Annotated in this window: 15 protein-coding genes; 6 read left to right on the top strand and 9 right to left on the bottom strand. The window is 67.6% G+C overall.

The genetic code is table 11. The features are described 5' to 3' along the window. Both ABEA07_RS00580 and ABEA07_RS00575 read left to right on the top strand, forming a co-directional pair. Nucleotides 1–438 carry a low molecular weight protein-tyrosine-phosphatase gene (locus tag ABEA07_RS00580; protein WP_345535392.1) on the top strand — a complete coding sequence of 146 codons (438 nt, stop codon included), beginning with the start codon at nt 1–3 and terminating at the stop codon, nt 436–438. Further along, nucleotides 438–2,684 (top strand): polysaccharide biosynthesis tyrosine autokinase, encoded by a 2,247-nt coding sequence (locus ABEA07_RS00575; protein ID WP_345535185.1) that lies wholly within the window; start codon nt 438–440, stop codon nt 2,682–2,684. The genes ABEA07_RS00580 and ABEA07_RS00575 overlap by 1 nt, the downstream gene beginning before the upstream one ends. A 315-nt stretch (nt 2,685–2,999) precedes the next feature. On the opposite strand, the gene ABEA07_RS00570 is transcribed toward ABEA07_RS00575, so the two are convergent. The 8 genes from ABEA07_RS00570 to ABEA07_RS00535 all read right to left on the bottom strand — a co-directional run bounded on the left by ABEA07_RS00570 (nt 3,000) and on the right by ABEA07_RS00535 (nt 14,518). Next, nucleotides 3,000–4,247 (bottom strand): glycosyltransferase WbuB, encoded by a 1,248-nt coding sequence (locus ABEA07_RS00570; protein ID WP_345535184.1) that lies wholly within the window; start codon nt 4,245–4,247, stop codon nt 3,000–3,002. Then, a complete protein-coding gene (locus ABEA07_RS00565; protein ID WP_345535183.1) occupies nt 4,244–5,434 on the bottom strand; it encodes a glycosyltransferase in 1,191 nt (396 codons plus the stop codon). The genes ABEA07_RS00570 and ABEA07_RS00565 overlap by 4 nt, the downstream gene beginning before the upstream one ends. After that, entirely contained in the window at nt 5,431–6,780 is a 1,350-nt protein-coding gene (locus ABEA07_RS00560; protein ID WP_345535181.1) for a hypothetical protein, read from the bottom strand. Before ABEA07_RS00560 ends, ABEA07_RS00565 begins: the two co-directional genes overlap by 4 nt. Before the next feature lie 55 nt (nt 6,781–6,835). Beyond that, nucleotides 6,836–7,810, bottom strand: a complete 975-nt coding sequence (locus tag ABEA07_RS00555) for a hypothetical protein (RefSeq protein ID WP_345535180.1) — start codon at nt 7,808–7,810, stop codon at nt 6,836–6,838. Between the two features lie 17 nt (nt 7,811–7,827). Beyond that, a complete protein-coding gene (fcl, locus tag ABEA07_RS00550) occupies nt 7,828–8,796 on the bottom strand; it encodes a GDP-L-fucose synthase (RefSeq protein WP_345535179.1) in 969 nt (322 codons plus the stop codon). A 59-nt stretch (nt 8,797–8,855) separates the two neighbouring features. After that, nucleotides 8,856–10,295: a mannose-1-phosphate guanylyltransferase/mannose-6-phosphate isomerase gene (locus ABEA07_RS00545; protein ID WP_345535177.1), complete on the bottom strand. Its 1,440-nt coding sequence runs from the start codon at nt 10,293–10,295 to the stop codon at nt 8,856–8,858. Further along, a complete protein-coding gene (locus ABEA07_RS00540) occupies nt 10,292–11,014 on the bottom strand; it encodes a sugar transferase (RefSeq protein ID WP_345535176.1) in 723 nt (240 codons plus the stop codon). The genes ABEA07_RS00545 and ABEA07_RS00540 overlap by 4 nt, the downstream gene beginning before the upstream one ends. Before the next feature lie 552 nt (nt 11,015–11,566). Then, the gene (locus ABEA07_RS00535) at nt 11,567–14,518 is read right to left on the bottom strand and encodes an Rne/Rng family ribonuclease (RefSeq protein WP_345535175.1); all 2,952 of its coding nucleotides are present in this window, start codon (nt 14,516–14,518) and stop codon (nt 11,567–11,569) included. Nucleotides 14,519–15,055: 537 nt separating this feature from the next. Here ABEA07_RS00535 and ABEA07_RS00530 point away from each other — a divergent pair. From ABEA07_RS00530 to ABEA07_RS00515, 4 genes are read left to right on the top strand one after another with little or no spacing between them, the layout of a single operon-like run. After that, nucleotides 15,056–16,108 (top strand): RluA family pseudouridine synthase, encoded by a 1,053-nt coding sequence (locus ABEA07_RS00530; protein WP_345535174.1) that lies wholly within the window; start codon nt 15,056–15,058, stop codon nt 16,106–16,108. After that, nucleotides 16,101–16,769 (top strand): HAD family hydrolase, encoded by a 669-nt coding sequence (locus ABEA07_RS00525; RefSeq protein ID WP_345535172.1) that lies wholly within the window; start codon nt 16,101–16,103, stop codon nt 16,767–16,769. The genes ABEA07_RS00530 and ABEA07_RS00525 overlap by 8 nt, the downstream gene beginning before the upstream one ends. Before the next feature lie 10 nt (nt 16,770–16,779). Next, complete coding sequence (locus tag ABEA07_RS00520) at nt 16,780–17,145, top strand: Rieske (2Fe-2S) protein (protein WP_345535171.1); 366 nt, start codon at nt 16,780–16,782, stop codon at nt 17,143–17,145. Between the two features lies 1 nt (nt 17,146). After that, nucleotides 17,147–18,169, top strand: coding sequence for a S49 family peptidase (locus ABEA07_RS00515; protein ID WP_345535170.1), 1,023 nt, complete (start codon nt 17,147–17,149; stop codon nt 18,167–18,169). A 13-nt stretch (nt 18,170–18,182) separates the two neighbouring features. Here the strand turns inward: ABEA07_RS00515 and ABEA07_RS00510 are convergent, their stop codons facing one another. Then, the gene (locus tag ABEA07_RS00510) at nt 18,183–19,334 is read right to left on the bottom strand and encodes an MFS transporter (protein ID WP_345535169.1); all 1,152 of its coding nucleotides are present in this window, start codon (nt 19,332–19,334) and stop codon (nt 18,183–18,185) included. Nucleotides 19,335–19,336: the final 2 nt, after the last annotated feature.

Here is a 19,336-nt window from a genome sequence, read left to right as displayed (position 1 = left end):
ATCCGTAACGTCCTCGTCGTGTGCATCGGCAACATCTGCCGAAGCCCCATGGCACAGGGTCTGATGTCGGCTGCGCTGCCGGACGTGCGGGTCGCGTCGGCCGGCCTGGACGCCCTCGTGGGCCAGCCGGCGGATCCGATCGCCTGCGAGCTCATGAAGGCCCGCGGGGTGCGCATCGACCAGCACCGGGCGCAGCAGATCAACCTCGATCTGTGCCAGCGCGCCGACCTGATCCTGGTGATGGACCGCGAGCAGCGCCGCGCGGTCCAGGACCGCTATCTCTTCGCGGCCGGCAAGGTGTTCCGCCTGTGCGAGTTCGGCGACGCGGACGTGCCGGACCCGTACCGCGCGGAGCGCAGCGCCTTCGAGCGTGCGCTCGCGCTCATCGAAAGTGGCGCCAGCCAGTGGGCCCAACGCATTTCTAGAGTATCCAGTTGATGACTTCCACAATCCTTCCCAAAGCAAACCCCTCCACGAGCGCGGCGGACGAGGAAGACCTCGACATCGGGCGATACATCGACGTCCTGCTCTCGAACAAATGGCTGATCCTGGCGATCACGCTGGTGGTCTTCGTGATCGGCGCGACCTACGCTTTTCTGGAGCGTCCGGTCTACGAATCGAACATGGTGATCCAGGTCGAGGACACCGAAACCGGCGGCAAGGGCATCCTGAGCGAGGCCGGCGGCCTGGTGGACGTGAAGACGCCGGCCACGGCAGAGATCGAAATCATCCGCTCCCGCATGATCGCCGGCCAGGCGGTGGAGGCGACCAAGCTTTACATCGTCGCCGGTCCGCGCTACGTGCCCTACATCGGCGGCTGGCTGGCGCGGCGCTCCAACGGGCTGTCCGATCCAGGTTTTCTGTGGCTGGACGGCTACGTATCGGGCACCGAGCGCATCGCGGTGTCCCAGTTCGACGTGCCCCAGCGCATGGAAGGCGGGCTGTTCACCGTGACCGCGAAGGCCGGCAACCAGTACACGCTGGACTATCCGGGCCTGCAGCAGATGACCGGCACCGTGGGCAGCGTGATGAAGCTCGACACGCCCGAAGGCCCGATCACGCTGAAGATCGACCAGCTGGCGGGCAAGCCGGGTGCCTTGTTCAACCTGTACCGCTACGCCAAGCTGCCGACCACGGTCGGCCTGCAGTCCAGCCTGGTGCTGACCGAGCGCGGCAAGAACTCCGGCATCATCAACGTCTCGCTGCAGGACACCGACCCCTTCAAGCTCACGCGCGTGCTCAATGCCGTGGGTGAGCAGTACGTGCTGCAGAACATCGAGCGCAAGGCGGCCGAGGCGCAGAAGACGCTGGCCTTCCTGGACGTGCAGCTGCCGCTGTTCAAGAAGCAGCTGGAGGCCTCGGAAGAGGTCTACAACCGCTATCGCAACCAGAAGGGCACCGTGTCCTTCAGTGAGGAAGCGGCGCTGATCCTGGGCCAGTCGGTCGATCGCCAGACCAAGCTGCTGGACGCGCAACAGCGCCGGCGCGAACTGGAGGCGCGGTTCACCGCGGCGCACCCTGCGGTGCAGACGCTGGACAACCAGATCGCGGCCTTGAGGGCCGACATGGGCACCATCCAGGAGCGCATCAAGGGCCTGCCGGCCATCCAGCAGGAAGCAGTGCGCATGGAGCGCGACGTCAAGGTCAACACCGAGCTTTACCAGTCGCTCTTGAACAATGCGCTGCAGTTGCGCCTGGTCAAGGAGGGCAAGGTCGGCAACGTGCGGGTGCTCGACGAAGCGGTCGTGCCGACCTCGCCCGTGAAGCCGAACCGCAAGGTGATCATCGCCGCCGCGCTCGCGCTCGGCCTTTTCCTCGGCATCGTGGCTGCCTTCATCCGCAACTCTTTCGTCGAGCAGCGCCTGCGCGACCCGCACGAGGTGGAGGCCGACACCGGCCTGCCGGTGTTTTCCAGCATTCCGCTGAGCCCTTCGCAGTCCGCGATCGCCAAGCGGCGCCTGAGCGGCGCGACCGGCGTGCGCCTGCTGGCCATCGAGAACCCCGACGACCCGGCCGTGGAAAGCCTGCGCAGCCTGCGAACGGCGATGCAGTTCGCGATGCTGGAAGCGCCCAACAACCGGGTGCTCATCAGCGGCCCGACGCCGGGCGTCGGCAAGAGCTTCGTGACGGCCAACTTCGCCGCACTGATGGCGGCTGCCGGCAAGCGCACCCTGCTGATCGATGCCGACCTGCGCCGGGGCCACACGCACCAGTACTTCGGCCTGCAGCGCCACGGCGGCCTGTCCGAACTGATCGCCGGCAGTTTGACGGTGCAGCAGACGGTGCATCGGCAGGTGGTTCCCAACCTGGACTTCCTGGCCACCGGCCAACTGCCGCCGAACCCGGCGGAACTGCTGGTGTCGGACTCGTTCAAGACCACGCTGGAGCGCCTGTCCGAGCAGTACGACCTGGTCGTGATCGACACGCCGCCGGTGCTGGTGGCGGCCGACACCTCGACGGTGGCGACCCATGCCGGCACCGTGCTGCTGGTGGCGCGGGCCGACCAGTCGACCATGGGCGAACTGCGCGAAAGCACGCGCCGTCTGGCCATGGGCGGCAAGGCCGCGACCGGCGTTCTGTTGAATGCGATGGACCTGGGCCGGCGCACCTTCTCGCCGTACAAGTACGGGCGTTATCGCTATACCAGCTACAACTACGAGAGCATCCTGCCGGAAGAGCAGTGAGCTCGATGTCGACGTTGATGCGTCGACTCGACGAGAGTAAAAGCAAAAAGCCGGGGTGACCCGGCTTTTTCGCTTCTGCAACCGCTTCCGGCGTTACGGCCCGTTCGAACAGCGACAACAACCTACCCAGCTTCTCGTGGACCTCGGATGTCGTCGTCGCGACGGAGGCGTGGGGCGCAAGTCGGTCCAACTCGCCCTTCTTCAGCAGCATGGAGCGCCCAGGCGTTGTGCCAGGCGGCGGATGGCCGCCGAACTGCTCCATGTCCGCATACTGCTGCCGGGCGTATCGCCCAACAGTTACAGCGTCACGGAGCTTCAGCGGCTGCTGAGCGCCGGTTCACCGCGCGTGACGCAGGCCAGCAGATCGCGCTCGAACTGCGCCAGCACCGCGTCGCGGTCGAAGCGCGCCTCGGCCACCGCGCGCGCTTGCAGGCCCAGGGCGCGGCGGCGCTCGGGTTGGGAGGCCAGGGCCAGCACGGCGTCCGCGAACGCGCGGGTGTCGTCGGGCGGCACGGCGATGCCGCATTCGGCCGTCACCTTGCCGAGCTCCGTCTCCGGGCGGGCGCCGGCCACCACCGGGCGGCCGCTGCTGAGCATACCGGTCAGCTTGGAGGGCATGACCAGGTCCGCCGCATCGGCGCGCTGGGGCAGCAGGTGGATGTCGGCCAGGCCGAGGAAATCGCCCAGGCGCTCGACCGGCTGCAGGTCGAGGAAGCGGACGTTCGTGAGCCCCTCGCAGCGCTTCATGAGGTCGGCGCGGCCGGCGCCGTTGCCGCAGAACACGAACTGCAGATCCGGCTGGTCGTGCAGCATCTGCGCCATCTCGGCGAGCAGTTCCAGGCCCTGTTTGGCACCCATGTTGCCGGAGTAGAGCGCCACCACCGCATCGTCGGCAATGCCCAGCTCGGCCCGGTAGGGGCTGGGGCCCTGCAGCGGCTGGATGGCGGAGACGTCGGCCCAGTTGGGCAGGGAAACCAGCCGCGCGTCCTCGGTGCCCTTGCTGCGCGCGCGTTCGAGCATGCGCTGGGAGATGGTGGAGACGCGGTCGAAGCGGGCCATCAGCCAGCGCTCGGCCGCGGCGACGAAGGCACGCGTGCGGGCGCCCTTGAGCAGGCCCAGCTCGAAGGCGGCGTCCACCTCGTAGTCCTGGATGTGGAGCCACGCCTTGGCGGAGCGCAGGCGGGCAAAGGCCAGCGCGCCGGGCGTGCAGAACAGCGGCGGCTCCGTGACCCACACCACGTCGGGCTTCCAGTGCCACTGGGCCAGCAGGGCCGGAATGCTGGAGAGCGCGAAGCTCGCCAGGTGCAGCAGGCGCTTGGTGCCGGTTACCTTGCGCGGCACCCACAGCGGCGTGCGCACGACCCGCGCGCCTTGCCATTCGTGCTGGACGTAGCGCCCCGCGTGGAAGCCGGGCCGGACCTTCCAGTCGGGGTAGTAGGGGGGCGCCGTCACCACGCGCACCTCATGCCCGTGCGCGGCGAGCCAGGCCACCATCTCCCCGGTGTACTTGCCGATGCCGGTGAGTTCCGGCGCGAAATTGATGCCGTAGACGAGCAGTTTCATGTGCGGGCAGGCCGCGCGGGTTCACGCGCGGAGGGCGGGGCGTAGGTGCGGATGATGTCGACCAGCTTCTGCGCCACTTGCTCCATCCGGAAGCGCCGCGCGAAGGAGCGCCTGGCGGCGTCGCGCATGGCATCGAGGTCGGCCGGCGTGGCGGCCAGCCAGTGTTGGAGCAGGGCCGTCGTGCCTTCGAGCGTGTCCGGCTCGACGAAGCCGGCCCGGTCCTCGGCGATCTCGCGCCAGATGTTGACCTTGTCGCTGATCAGCACCGGCCGGCCGCAGGCCATCGCCTCGACCACCGCGATGCCGAAGTTCTCCTGGTGGGAGGGCAGGCAGAAGACCTCGCAGGCATGGAAGGCGCCCCACTTGAGGTCGCCCGACAGCATGCCGGGCCAGCTGATGCGGTCCGCCACGCCCAGGCTGTCGGCGCGGGATTGAAGCTGGCGCGTCAGGCCTTCGTCGCCGGGACCGGCCATCACCAGGTGCAGGTCGGGCGCCTGCGCCGCCACGCGCGCGAACGCCTCGATCAGCAGGTCGCAGCCCTTCTTTTCGTGGATGCGGCCGAGGAAGAGCAGCACGCGCCGGCCGCGCAGCGCAGGGTAGGCGGAGAAGAACACCTCGGCCTGGCGCGGGCCGTCGTCCGGCGGCGCGCTGGTGCCGTAGGAGCCCACCACCTCGCGCGCGCGGTAGAGCCAGAAGGACTGCCGCGCGAGCAGACGCTCCTCCTCACAGGTGAAGACCACGGCGGCCGCGTCGCGCAGCACGCGGTATTCGCCCCAGGGCCAGTAGAGCCACTTCTTCAGGTGCTTGAGGGGATAGCGGCGCTTGAACCACGGGTCCAGCATGCCGTGGCTGTAGACGAAGTAAGGCGTGGGCGATGCATGGAGGGCGCGCCACGCGGCGAAGCCGATGTACTGCCACAGGCCGTTGACGATGACTGCGTCGTAGTCGCCGGCATGCGCCTTCAGCCAGGGCAGCAGGCGTTCGTTGTACATGTAGCCGCCGCGCGACGGGCCGGTGGCGATCACCGGTCCGGGGTGCGCGGCGACGCAGGGGTGCCGCGGGTCGTCCAGGCTGACGAGGTCGCCGGTGTGGCCTTGCGCGGCCAGTGCCTCCTGCACGCGCCGCACCCCCTCGATGACGCCTCCGCCCTGGGGATCGACGGAGGGGACCAGGTGCAGCAGTCTCACGATCGCGAGGCGCGCGGCGGAAAGATCTCGAGCCTCGGAAACCGGAACAGCAGGAGAGCGTAGGCGAGCATGAGCCCGAGCAGGGCGTTGGCGGTCAGCTGCCCGAGCGCGGGCCAACTGACCACCGCCAGAGCGGTGGTCAGCCACACCAGCAGGGGATAGGGCGAATTGGTGCTGATCGAGATCTTCAAGCTACGCGTCACGCCAAGCGCCAGCACCACGTACTTGAGCGCGATGTAGGCGAAGCCGAGCAGGCCGGCCTCCATGAGGATACGGCCGCCTTCGGCTTCAGCCAGCGCGAAGACGTCGGTCGAGCCGGTGCGCACATAGGTGGCGAGGTTGGAGCCGAAGCCCACGCCATAGCCCAGCCAGGAGATGAGGTCGAGCACCCAGGGCTCGCCGAACAGCACGGTGAGCACCCGTTCGCCGAAATTTTCCGCGGCCGCGGCTTGTTCGAAACGCGTCTGCGTGACGCCGATGGCGTCGCGGAACACGTAGGCGAAGATCGCGGTCAACAGGCCGATCACCACGACGGCCGCCGCCGCACCGACCTTGTTGCGTGCCTTCGAGAACAGCAGCCGGCCCAGTAGGAAGGCGGCCAGCATGCCGGCCGAGGTGATGGCCGCGGTTCTGGACCCGCTCACCAGCGCGCCGGCAGCGAATGCGCCGAACACGGCCAGTCCGAACAGCCATTGGATCTTGTTGCGCTTGCGCGCGCCCAGGATGCCGAACACCAGCGGGGCCACCATGGTCAGGTAGGTCGCGTAGCCCGAGGTGAAGCTGAAGGTGCCGGTGGTGCGGACCACGCCCACCACGGCGACGAACACGGTGTCCTCATCGCCGTCGAGCTGCGTGTTGATGCGGGCTCCCGGCGGTGAGTAGTGCTGCACGATCGCCAGCGGCGCCAGCAGCAGCATCACGAGGGCGGCGGCCATGATCGCGGCGCGGTAGTCCGACTCGTTCATGGAGGCGGCCGCGGCGACCGCGAACCAGGTGTAGAGCAGCCAGAAGCGCAGGCCGATCACGTACACGACGGGCGTGCTCTCGCCGCCCACCAGCTGGAGCAGGCCCCAGCCCATGACCATGCAGGTCCACGCGACCATGACGGCGGTGATCTTCTTGTGGCGCCGCAGGTGCCCATGGCGCCAGGCGTAGACCACCAGCATCAGTGCCAGCAAGTCGCGCAGCCCGATCAGGGGCAGCGTCGAGGCGGACGACACCCATTTGCGCACCGCGCCTTCGAACACGATGATCAGGAAGACGGCGAGGAACAGCTTACCCGCGCGGCTCATCGTCGCCGGCCGGCTCGCGGCCTGGGGGATGGCGGTGGATGCGATGGCGCTCAAAAGATCCCCTCCGCGCGTGGCGTTGCGGCATTCGCTTTGGGAGTGGCCGCGCGGCTCATCGGCGCACCTCGCTCGCCATGGTCCGCAGTGCCGACACATGGGCGTCGATGCGGTGAGGCGCGTACCAGCGGTGAGCCTCGCGGCCGATGGTGCGCGCGTCGAGGCGGTCCACACCGAGCGCGTCGAAGCCGCGTAGGTAATGCACGTCGGCCGTCAGGCCATCGTGCTGGCTGTAGTCCCCGGCCAGGAGGACGGGGCACACGCCGTGCGCGCAGTAGGCCGCGAAGATGCTGCTTTTCGACACGTAGTCGGCGGGATAGGCCAGGGCGCCGTATTCCGCGCCGGCGAGCGCGGCACTCACCGCTTCGGCCGGCAGTTTGCCGTGGGCCACCACGCCTTCGCGCGCCATGCGCTGCGCCAGCGGGCCCTCGGGCATGGCGGGGCCGATGTCGTGGATGGCCAGGCCGTTGTGGCGGGCGCTGCGGAAGATCTCGCCATCGCCCCATTCATAGACCTGGGCGCGGATGCCCGAACTGCCGAACACGACGACGCGGCGTTCGCGTTCGGTGTCGATCGTGTCGGGCTCGCCGACGTTCGAGAACACGGGCAGGACGCTGTGGGGCGCGGTCTTCGAATGGGACAGCAGCCAGTGGGCCGAGTCCTCGCGATTGGTGAGCCAGAAGTCGGACAGCAGCAGCAGTTCGCGCGCGATGCGCTGCTGAACGCCGCTGAGCCAGAAAGCCGAGCCCCAGACCGGGCCGGACGCGAAGAGCTCGTGAAAGACGACGCCCACGGCCTTGAACTGCGAGCGCAGGCTGCGGATGCGGCGCACCAGCCAGAGGGGAACGCCGCGCTTCTGGAAGCCGTAGCCGCTGAAGTGCAGCAGCACGAATTCGCCGGAGAGCGAGGCGGTGTCGGTGTCGTGCTTCAACTCCATCAGCGGTGCGTGGAGCGGATGGCCCACGGCGGACGCGTAGTCTCGCACGCCCCCCGTGCCGGGCGGAATGAGGGAGAACGCAGTGGCGGTCATCACGTGTGCGCGGCTCCTCAGGACGCCACGAGTTCTTCGCTGCGGAAATCCTCGTAGGCCCGCGCGATGCCTTCGCGCAGCCCGACCTGTGGCCGCCAGCCGAGCGCGTGCATGCGAGAAACGTCCAGCAGCTTGCGGGGCGTGCCGTCGGGCTTGCTGGTGTCGTAGCGAATCTCGCCCTGGTAGTCCACCACCTCGCTCACCAGGCTGGCAAGCTCGGCGATCGAGAGGTCTTCGCCGGTGCCCACGTTGATGTGGCTGACGGACACGTCGGTGTTCGCCGCGTACGCCTCGCGCGACAGGTCCATCACGTGCACGCAGGCGCGGGCCATGTCTTCGACGTAGAGAAACTCGCGCTTGGGCGAGCCCGTGCCCCAGATCACCACCGAGGGCGCATCGGCCATCTTGGCCTCGTGGAAGCGCCGGATCATGGCGGGCAGCACGTGGCTGTTCTCGGGGTGGTAGTTGTCGCCGGGCCCGTAGAGGTTGGTCGGCATGACGCTGCGGAAGTCGCAGCCATACTGCCGGTTGTAGCTCTCGCACAGCTTGATGCCGGCGATCTTGGCGATCGCGTAGGGTTCGTTGGTCGGCTCGAGCTTGCCGGTGAGCAGGGCGTCCTCGGCCATGGGCTGCGGGGCGAGGCGAGGGTAGATGCAGCTGGAGCCCAGGAACAGCAGCTTGGCGACGCCGGTGCGCCAGGCCTCGTGGATCACGTTGGCCTCGACCATCAGGTTCGAATAGATGAACTCTGCAGGGTAGGTGTTGTTGGCGTGGATGCCGCCCACCTTGGCCGCGGCCACATAGACCTCCTGGGGCTTCTCCTCGGCGAAGAAGGCGCGTACGCCCGCCTGGTCCGTCAGGTCCAGTTCGGCACGCGTGCGCGTGATGATGTTGCGGTAGCCCTGGGCTTCGAGGCAGCGCACGATCGCGCTGCCGACCATGCCGCGGTGACCCGCCACGAAGATGCGTTTGTCGAACTGATTCATTGGATACGGCCCTCGACGCCAGAAGGGAGGTTAACCCGGATGCCCCGCGACGGGACCGTTCAGGCCAGTTTTCTGTCTTTGTCCGGCAGCCCGGGCGGCACATCCTCGAAGCGGACGATGTCGTCTTCGCCGAGGTAGCTGCCGGTCTGCACTTCGATCACCTCGAGCACCGTCTTGCCGGCATTCTCGAGACGGTACGTTGCACCCATGGGGATGTAGATGGACTCGTCCTCGCGCACCAGGCAGGTCTGGCCGTCGCACAGCACCCGTGCCGTGCCCTTGACGACCACCCAATGCTCGGCGCGATGGTGGTGCATTCGCAGCGCCAGGTGGGCGCCTGGCTTGACAGTGAGGCGCTTGACCGCAAAGCGTTCGCCATCGTCCACGCTGTCGTAAGCGCCCCAGGGGCGAGGAATGCGGCGATGGCGCGTGGCCTGGCTGTGGCCCTGGGTCGTGAGCAGCGTCACGGCATCCTTGACCTGCTCGGCGCAGTCGACGTGCGCGACCAGCAGTGCATCGGGCGTGTCGACCACCAGGAGGTCCTTGGTGCCCAATGCCACGACGGGTCTGTTGGGCGCGTAGACGAAGGTGTTGGTCGCGCCCATCGCGTAACCCTGGCCGCTGATGCGGTTGCCGCTGTCGTCCGCATCGTGCAGGTCGGCGACGGCGTTCCAGCTGCCCACGTCGCTCCAGCGACCCTGGAAGGGAAGGACTGCCACCATGTCGCATTTCTCGAGCACTGCGTAGTCGATGCTCTGGCTGCGGCAGCGGCTGAACGCCGCTGCATCCATGCGCAGGAAGTCTCCGTCCGTATGGACGGCGGCGGTGGCCTGGCGGCAGCTTTGGAGGATGTCCGGCGCGTGCTCCTGCAGCGCCGCGATCAGCACGCGCGCCTGGACCAGCAGGATCCCGGCGTTCCAGAGATGCCCGCCGGACAGCAACAACTGTTCCGCCATTGCAGCCGCGGGCTTCTCCACGAAGGCGGCCACCCTGTGCCCCGCCTCCTCGCCGAGTCCGGGATCCAGCGCGGCGCCCTGGCGGATGTAGCCGTAGGCGGTGCTCGGGAAGGTCGGTTCCACGCCGAAGGTCACGAGATGGCCGGCCAGGGCGGCCGGCACGCCCTTGCGGATCGTCGCGACGAAACGCTCGGCATCGGGGATGTGATGGTCGGCCGGCGCGAAGAGCAACAGCTGATCGGGCTCGGCGAGCAGGGCGATCGCGGCCATTGCCGCGGCCGTGTTGCGCGCCACCGGCTCGAGCAGCTGCGTGCCGCTGACGTCGGCCGCTTCAATGCTCTCCTGCACCAGGAAGCGGTGCTCTTCCGCTGCGACGCAGGTCACCTCGGGGTTCAGCTGGCGCAGGCGTTCCAGCGTCAGCACCAGCAGGTTCTTGTTGCCGATCAGCGGGACGAATTGTTTGGGCAGTGTCTTGCGCGACAGAGGCCAAAGCCGGGTGCCGCTGCCGCCGCACAGGACGACGGGGCGGATCGCGCTGCTCACCGCGAACCCTCGCCGGTGACCACGGCGCGCACGGTCTTCAGCAGGATCTTGATGTCCAGCCACAGCGACCAGTTGCTGACGTACTCCACGTCGAGTTCGACCCGGCGGGCGTAGGACAGGCGGTTGCGGCCGCTGACCTGCCACAGGCCGGTAATGCCCGGCCGCATCGCGCAATAGTGCTCCCAGCCCTTGCCGTAGAGGCTGCGCTGGCGCTCCATGCAGGGGCGTGGGCCGACCAGGCTCATGTCGCCCTTGAGCACGTTCCAGAACTGCGGCAACTCGTCGAGGCTGAGCTTGCGGATGAACTGGCCGATCGGCGTAATACGCGGGTCCTTTTCCAGCTTCTGGAAGGTATCCCATTCGGTACGCGCCATGTCGTTGCGGCTGAGGAACTCGTCGAGCACGACGTCCGAGTTGCGCACCATCGAGCGGAATTTGTAGAAGCGGAAGCGCTGCCCGCTCTCGCCGAGACGGTGTTGCCAGAAGTGGACTGGGCGCCCCATGCTGACGCCCACGGCGAGCGCGACCAGCAGATAAAGCGGGCCGAAGAGCAGGAAGAAGGTCAACGCACCGACGATGTCGATGGTGCGCTTGGCGGCGCGCTCCAGGGTGCTGAGCTTGCGCGGTTGCGCGAACGTGGGCGACGCGGATGAGCCCCCGCTTCCCGGGGTGAAGCGTCGAACCACGTTGCCATGGGCGGTCGAGTCAGAACGAAACATTTAATACTCCCCCGGTGACGGGTGTGCTGCCTCAGGGCTCAATGCGTGGCAGTGTAACGCTTTACTACTATTCGCAAGAATTTGAACACAAGTCGAGCAATTTGTCTTGTGAACAAAAGACGTACATCGCCAACCAAACGGTGTAAGCTGCGCCCTCTGTAGAGCGAGCTGGCCGACACCCGGCGCGATGCGACATCCTCAGCAACAGTGTAGTTCTTTTGTATGACAAGATGTTAACGGTGGTTGACGTTTGCGTGTTGTTTACAAACGGCGGAACCGGTTCCGTGACTTACTTCCCGGTGTAGCGTCTGTTGCGGTGCAGCATGCATAGAGTATGCCGGAATGAATTGGAAAGAATTACACAAGCTGACGTAGGACAGGTCCTTCAGCCGCTCTCTGGAAGGCACATGAGCGCTGCCGGGTTCCGACAGACAAAAAAAGGCCGCGCCACCTCTGGCGCGGCCTTTTTGCCCTGAGCGTTGGCCCTCGGACTCCGAGCGGAGCGGTGGTGCTGCGCTGCCTTCCTGGCTTCCGGCTTGGTGCCTGGGGGATTTAATGCCGCATGCCGGCTTCGTGCCCGGCGCCTTCGAAGGGCAGCACGAGGTTGCCCAAGTCGCGCCGCGTTTCCACCAGCACCAGCGGACCCTCGTCGATGACGATGGTGGGCGGGCGCTCCCGGGGCACATGCGCCGGCTTGGGCTCCGCGTCGATGGCTGCACGCACCTGGGCGACCCGCTCGGCGTCGGAATTCACCCACTGCAGGCCGGAACCGGCCGCGATCTGGGCGAGTTCGTCCAGTGGCAGCGTATAGGGCTGCACCTTGGGCAGGGTGCGCGAGCGCGCTGCGGGCGCTTCGACCACGATCGGCGCCGCGGACGGCGCCGCGACCCGTCCGGGCTGGCTGACCGGCGGCGTTTCTGCCTCGGCGGCAGCCGGGACGGCGGCCGTATCGAACGACACTGCCGCCGCCGTCGCGTCGGTTTCCTCGCGCGGGCCGCGCTCGCGGCGGTCACGGCCATAGCGGTCACGCGTACGGCCGCGTCGCTCCTCGCCTTCGCGGCGGGGTGCGCCCTCGGCGCCGGCGGTTTCCCCTGCCATCTCGCTGCCCGGGGTTTGCAGTTCGCCGGCGGATGCGGCGTCCGCAGTGCGCGCGGCGCCTTCGCCGCGGCGATCACGCCGGCCCTCACCACGTTCGCCACGGGGGGCGCGCTCTTCGCGGGCGCCACGCGGGGCGCGTTCGGCATCGGACGGCGCGCCGTCGGCTTCGCGGACCGCATCGGCCGGCCGCTCGCCCCGCTCACGACGCTCGCCGCGTCCGCGCGGGGCGCGCTCCACCGGGGGCGCGGCTTCGTCGCCCGCCTGGCCGCTCAACGCCGGCATGGCTTGAGAATCGAGCAGGGCTTCGGCCGACTCGGCCGGTGCCTGGCGCGCTTCGCCATCGCGGCGCTCGCCGCGGCCGCGGCGTTCGCCCTCACGCGGCGGACGTGCCTCGCGCGGCTCGCGCACCGGTGCCTCGCCGTTGCGCGCCTCGCCGCGGGCTTCGCGGCGCTCGCCCTCGCGGCGTTCTCCTTCGCGGCGCTCACCGGGGCGTCCGCCTCGGCGTTCGCTGTCGCGACCACGCCCTTCGCCGCGTCCGCCGCGGCGTTGTTCACCTTCGCGTGCGGTGCGCGCTTCGCCGTCACGGCCGTTGCGTCCTTCGCGGCGCGGCTTGGGCGCTTCGACGGGAATGACCGCAAGGGCGGGTGCCGGCGTCGGCGCGGCCGGGGCGCCACCGAACAGGCGCTTGATCCAGCCGAGGAAGCCGGCCTCGGCCGGCTCGGGCGCGGCGGGCGCGGGCACCACGGGCGCGGCGGCGGCCGCTGGCCGCACGGGCTCCGGCCTGGGCGGCACCACTGGCGCGGGCGCATCAGGGAGCACGCCCTTGATGACCGGCGTCTGCTTGTTGGTCGGTTCCTGCGAGCGACGGGTGACCGAGGTCGGGTCCTCGAACTCGTCGGCCATCTTGTAGCTGGCCTCGATGTGGTCGAGTCTGGGATCGTCGTGCTTCAGGCGCTCCAGCTTGTAGTTGGGCGTCTCGAGCGTCTTGTTGGGCACCATCAGCACGCTGACGCGCTGCTTGAGTTCGATCTTGGCGATCTCGGTGCGCTTTTCGTTGAGCAGGAAGGAGGCGACTTCCACCGGCACCTGGACGTGCACGGCGGCGGTGTTGTCCTTCATCGACTCTTCCTGAATGATGCGCAGGATCTGCAGCGCGCTCGATTCGGTGTCGCGGATGTGGCCCGAGCCGCCGCAGCGAGGACAGGGGATGGAGGAACCTTCGGAAAGAGCCGGCTTGAGGCGCTGGCGGCTCATCTCCATCAGGCCGAACTTGCTGATCGAACCGAACTGCACGCGCGCGCGGTCCTGGCGCAGCGCCTCGCGCAGGCGGCTTTCGACCTCGCGGCGGTTCTTCGACTCGTCCATGTCGATGAAGTCGATGACGATCAGGCCGCCCAGGTCGCGCAGACGCATCTGACGTGCCACTTCGTCGGCGGCCTCGAGGTTGGTGCGAGTGGCGGTTTCCTCGATGTCGCCGCCCTTGATGGCGCGTGCCGAGTTCACGTCCACCGAGACCAGCGCCTCGGTGTGGTCGATCACGATCGCACCGCCGCTGGGCAGCTGCACCGTGCGGGCGTAGGCCGACTCGATCTGGTGCTCGATCTGGAAGCGGCTGAACAAGGCCGCGTCGTCGCGGTACCGCTTCACGCGGGACGCATGCTCCGGCATCACGTGCGCCATGAACTGCTGCGCCTGGTCGTAGATGTCGTCCGTGTCGATCAGGATGTCGCCGATGTCATGGTTGAAGTAGTCGCGGATCGCGCGGATCACCAGCGACGACTCCTGGTAGATCAGGAAGGCGCCCTTGCCGCCCTTGGCTGCTCCGTCGATCGCGGCCCACAGCTTGAGCAGGTAGTTCAAGTCCCACTGGAGCTCGGGCGCCGAGCGGCCGATGCCGGCGGTGCGCGCGATGATGCTCATGCCCTTGGGGTACTCGAGCTGGTCCATCGCCTCCTTGAGCTCGGCGCGGTCGTCGCCCTCGATGCGCCGGCTGACGCCGCCACCGCGCGGGTTGTTGGGCATCAGCACCACGTAGCGGCCGGCCAGCGAGATGAAGGTGGTGAGCGCCGCGCCCTTGTTGCCGCGCTCCTCCTTCTCGACCTGGACCACCAGTTCCTGGCCTTCCTTGATCGCGTCCTGGATGCGGGCCTGGCTGGCCGACACCCCTTCGGCAAAGTATTGCTTGGAGATTTCCTTGAACGGCAGAAAGCCGTGGCGGTCTTCGCCGTAGTCGACGAAGCAGGCTTCCAGCGACGGCTCGACGCGCGTGACCACGGCCTTGTAGATGTTGCCCTTGCGCTGCTCGCGCCCTTCGATCTCGATCTCGTAGTCGAGGAGCTTCTGTCCGTCGACGATGGCCAGGCGGCGTTCTTCGGCCTGCGTGGCGTTGATCAGCATCCGCTTCATGATGCGTTTCCTTCTGTTTGTGTCTCACCGGTCCATGACGGACCTCACGATGCACGGACGGCGCCTGGCGAAACGAAGGAGGAATTGCCGCTGCAACCCCGCTGCGGTTGCCGCGCTCGCGCAGCAACATTCTCTCGGGCGTCAGCCCGATATCAGCAAGGGGGTGGGGGGCGCGTGGATGGGCGCAAGGCCGATGTGGTGTTGACTTGCTATATTTTCTATAGCAATTGGCACTCTGCCGACGGGGACTGCCGAAGACTCAATGCCGTGAGCCGCCGGCATCAGCCAGCGTAGGCACAGTCGAATCAGCAGCATCAGCACAAGGGACTCGCTTCAATCCGCCGGCAGCTTGTCGCCTGCCGGCTGGGTATTCCGTATCGGTGTTTCGTGGGCGTCGGCTTGACTCGGGTGCCGCGCCTGCCGCCTTGCACATTTGCGCGTGGCCTGCAGATGCGACGCCCCAGCGGCATCGACCTCGCAGCGCTGCTGGCAGTGCTCTAAACTTCTGATTAATCAAGCACTTACAAGACCGCGCTGGTGAAAAAGATTATAGGTGCGAAGCCACGCCCCGCGGCAGCAGAAGTTCGCTTCCTGACGGTCGAGGGAGAATTCGCAGGCCAAAGGCTGGACAACTTCCTGTTTCGTACGCTCAAGGGCGTTCCGAAGACGCATGTCTACCGGATCATCCGTTCGGGCGAGGTGCGCATCAACAAGGGGCGTGCCCAGGCCGAGACCCGCCTGGAGGCGGGAGACGTGCTGCGACTGCCGCCGCTGCGGATGGCCGAGCGACCGGCCGGGCAGGACGCCCCGGCGCCGGCCCCGGCGCGCGAGTTTCCTGTTCTCTTTGAAGACGATGCGCTGCTCGCGATCGACAAGCCGGCCGGTGTCGCCGTTCACGGCGGCAGCGGGGTGAGCTTCGGCGTGATCGAGCAATTGCGCGCCTCCAGGCCCGGGTCGCGCTTCCTTGAACTCGTCCATCGGCTCGACCGGGAGACTTCCGGCATCCTGCTGGTGGCCAAGAAGCGAAGTGCCTTGACGGGCCTGCAGGACCAGTTCCGCGAGCGTGAGACCGGCAAGACCTACCTCGCCCTGGTCGAGGGCCGTTGGCCCGCCAACAAGAAGGTGCTGGACGCGCCGCTGGCGCGCTACCTGCTGCCGGGCAAACCCGGCTCGGTGGAGACCGGCGAGCGCCGCGTGCGTGTGGTTGCCAAGGACCATCCGGACGCCATGCGCGCCATCACGCTGGTGAAAGTGCTGGCGCCTGTGTCGCTTCCGCTGGAGGCGGGCGAGTTCTCCCTGCTCGCCGTCACCATCAAGACCGGGCGCACGCACCAGATCCGGGTCCACCTGGCTTCCGGCGGCCACCCCATCGCAGGCGACGACAAGTACGGCGACTTCGAACGGAATCGCATGCTGCAAAGGTTCGGCCTGAAGCGTATGTTTCTGCATGCCTGGCGCCTCCGGTTCACCCACCCTGCGAGCGGCGAACGTCTGATCCTTCAGGCCGAGCTGCCGCCCGAGCTGCAGGCGCTGATGCCGCAGCCGGTGCTCGAGAACCTCGCCGCTCCTGCTTCTTCTTCTCATGACTGATACGAACTCCCGCCGCTTCGACCTGATCGCCTTCGATTGGGATGGCACCCTGTACGACTCCACCCGACTCATCGTCCGCTGCATCCAGGCTGCGGTGGTCGACGTGGGCGGGGCGAGGCCCAGCGAGAACGATGCCGCCTGGGTCATCGGCCTGGGACTGGCGGAGGCGCTGGCCCGCGCAGCGCCCGATGTGCCGCGCGAGAAATACGCCGAGCTCGGCAACCGCTACCGGTACCACTACCTGAAGCACCAGGATGACGTTGTGCTGTTCGATGGCGTGCTGGAAATGCTCGATGCCCTTCAGGGCCGGGGCCACAAGCTGGCTGTGGCCACGGGCAAGTCGCGGCGCGGCCTCAACGAGGTGCTGGCCACCGTCGCCTTGCGCGACCGCTTCGACGCATCGCGCACGGCCGACGAAACCTTCGGCAAGCCTCATCCCCGCATGCTCCTGGAGTTGATGGAAGAACTGGAGGTGCCGGCGGAACGCACTCTGATGATCGGCGATACCACGCACGACCTGCAGTTGGCGCTCAACGCCGGTTGCGCCAGCGTGGGCGTGAGCTACGGCGCACACGAACCGGGCACCTTCGATGCACTGCAGCCGCTGTACGTGGCGCATTCGGTGGCCGGGTTGCGGCAATGGTTGCTGGAGAACGCTTGACAATTCCGCCATGAGCGATTGCATCCCCCTGTGCAATGCGTCCGATCTGGTCGACGGCGGCCGGGCGGTGTCCTTCGATGTGGTGCATGGCGGCCAGACCTGCCGGGCCTTCGCAGTCCGTTTCGAAGGCCGGCCGCATGCCTACCTGAACCGATGCAGCCATGTGGCGATGGAAATGGACTTCCAGCCTGACCGCTTCTTCGACGACAGCGGCCGATGGCTGCTGTGCGCGACGCACGGCGCCGTCTACCGGCCCGATACCGGCCAATGCGCCGGCGGACCGTGCCGCGGCGGGCTGGTGAAGATCGAACTCAGCGAACGGGACGGCGTGGTGCACTGGCATACTGCCTGGAACCTCCAACCCCTGGCTTTCTGACATGACCGAACCCACCCGCACGGAACCGCAGGGTTTCGAGCCTTTCGAGCGCGCCGCGCCGTCCCGAAGCGGCGCCAAGAACGACCCCACGCAACAGCCCGGCTGGGAGCGGGCCACGCTCGAAAAGCTCGCCTTCGCCAGCCTGCGGGAGCAGCAGGCGACGCGCCGCTGGAAGACCTTCGTCCGGCTGAGCTGGCTGGCCTTCTTCATCTTTTTGATCTGGCTGGCCGTCTCGCGCGGCACGCCGGCCACGGCCAAGACCACCGCCCATACCGCCGTGGTAGAGATCAAGGGCGAGATCGCCAACGGCGCCGATGCCAGCGCGGAATTCGTGGTCGCGGCCATGAAGACAGCCTTCGAGGACGAGGGCGCGAAAGGCGTCGTGCTTCTGATCAATTCGCCCGGCGGCAGTCCGGTCCAGGCGGGCATCATCAACGACGAGATCCGCCGCCTGCGTGCCAAACATGGCAAGCCGGTCTATGCGGTGGTCGAAGAGACCTGCGCTTCGGCTGCCTATTACATTGCCGCGGCTGCCGACAAGGTCTTCGTCGACAAGGCCAGCATCGTCGGCAGCATCGGCGTGCTGATGGACGGCTTCGGCTTCACCGGGCTCATGGAAAAGGTGGGCGTCGAGCGCAGGCTGCTCACGGCCGGCGAGAACAAGGGCTTCCTCGATCCCTTCAGCCCGATGAGCGATGCACAACGCGCGCATGCGCAGCAGATGCTTGAGCAGATCCACGCGCAGTTCATCGACGTGGTGAAGAAAGGGCGGGGCGATCGCTTGAAAACGGCCACGCCGGGGCTGTTCAGCGGCCTGTTCTGGAGTGGGCAGCAGGCGGTGGACCTGGGACTGGCAGACCAACTCGGCAACGTCGATTTCGTGGCGCGCGAGGTCATCAAGGCCGAGGATGTCATCGACTACACCCGCCGCGACAACGTGGCCGAGAAGCTGGCGAAGAAGTTCGGTGCCGCTCTCGGCGACGCGTCCGTGCGGGCGATGCGCAGCGTGCCGGCGCTGCGCTGAACTGAGCTGAGGATCAGGCGGTACCGGCCGAGCGTGCCGATGCCGCCAGCGCAACGGCAAAGATCACCACCACGTAGAGCGCCGCCGTCAGTGAGCTGATCTCGGCCAGGAACCCGATCACCGGCGGACCCGCCATGAACCCAAGGTAGGCGGCGGCCGAAACCGCTGCGATGCCACGTGCCGGCTCGACACCAGGCACCCGCGCTGAAGCGGCAAACAGGATCGGCACCACATTGGCGAAGCCCATGCCCACGCCGGCGAACCCGACCAGGGCCAGCCAGGGTGCATCGGTCAGCAGGACCAGCAACATGGACGCTGCGGCCAGGCCGGCGCTGCCGCGCAACAGGACGGCGGGCGCGAGGCGGGCGCGCATCGCGTCGCCGGCGAAGCGCGTTGCGGCCATGGCGGCCGAAAAGCTGGCGTAGGCGAGGGCGGCCTGCTGCTGCGGGCTTCCCAGTTCCTGCTTGAGGTACAGCACGCTCCAGTCATAGATCGCACCTTCGGCGATCAGTCCGAGGGCGGCCAGTACGCCGAGGATCATCAGGGTCCCGCGCGGCAATCGAAAGCCGCCTGCTTCTGCCGCGAACGCCGTCGCTTCCTTCGGCAGCATCCACTGCGCGGAAAGCGCAATGGCAAAGGCCAGCGCAATTGCCACCAGCAGCAGGTGCGCGGTCGGAGCCATGCCCGCGGCGAGCGCGGCGCTGCCGGTCACCGCGCCGGCCATTCCGCCCAGGCTGAACATGCCGTGCATGCCGCTCATCAAGGGCTGGCCGTTGCGCAGTTCGAGCTGGGCGGCCTCCGTGTTGATCGATACGTCGAACACGCTTGTCACGATGCCGAACGCGGCCAACAGGCCCAGCAGGGCCGTGTAGCCCGGCATGGACACCAAGCCGGCCAGGAGCAGGGCATAGATGGCGCCGCTCGTTCCGGCGGCTGCCCGCGCGCCGAAGCGGCCGATCCAGCGGCTGGCCTGCGTGAGACCCAGCAGCGCACCGATGCCCGCAGCGAGCATGGCGAGGCCGAGTTCGGCTTCGGACACGTCATAGTGCGCCTTGACCGTGGGAATGTGGACACCCCAGGTCGCGAAGATGAATCCCGACGCGAAGAATTGTGTGCGCGAAGCCCAGCGCATGCGCGCCGAGGGCTGTTGCAGCGTGGCGGACACCG

The organism is Variovorax defluvii, from assembly GCF_039541515.1.
GTDB lineage: Bacteria > Pseudomonadota > Gammaproteobacteria > Burkholderiales > Burkholderiaceae_C > Variovorax > Variovorax defluvii.
Note: the sequence above shows the minus strand (reverse complement) of the source record. Positions and strands in the feature narration are given on the sequence as shown.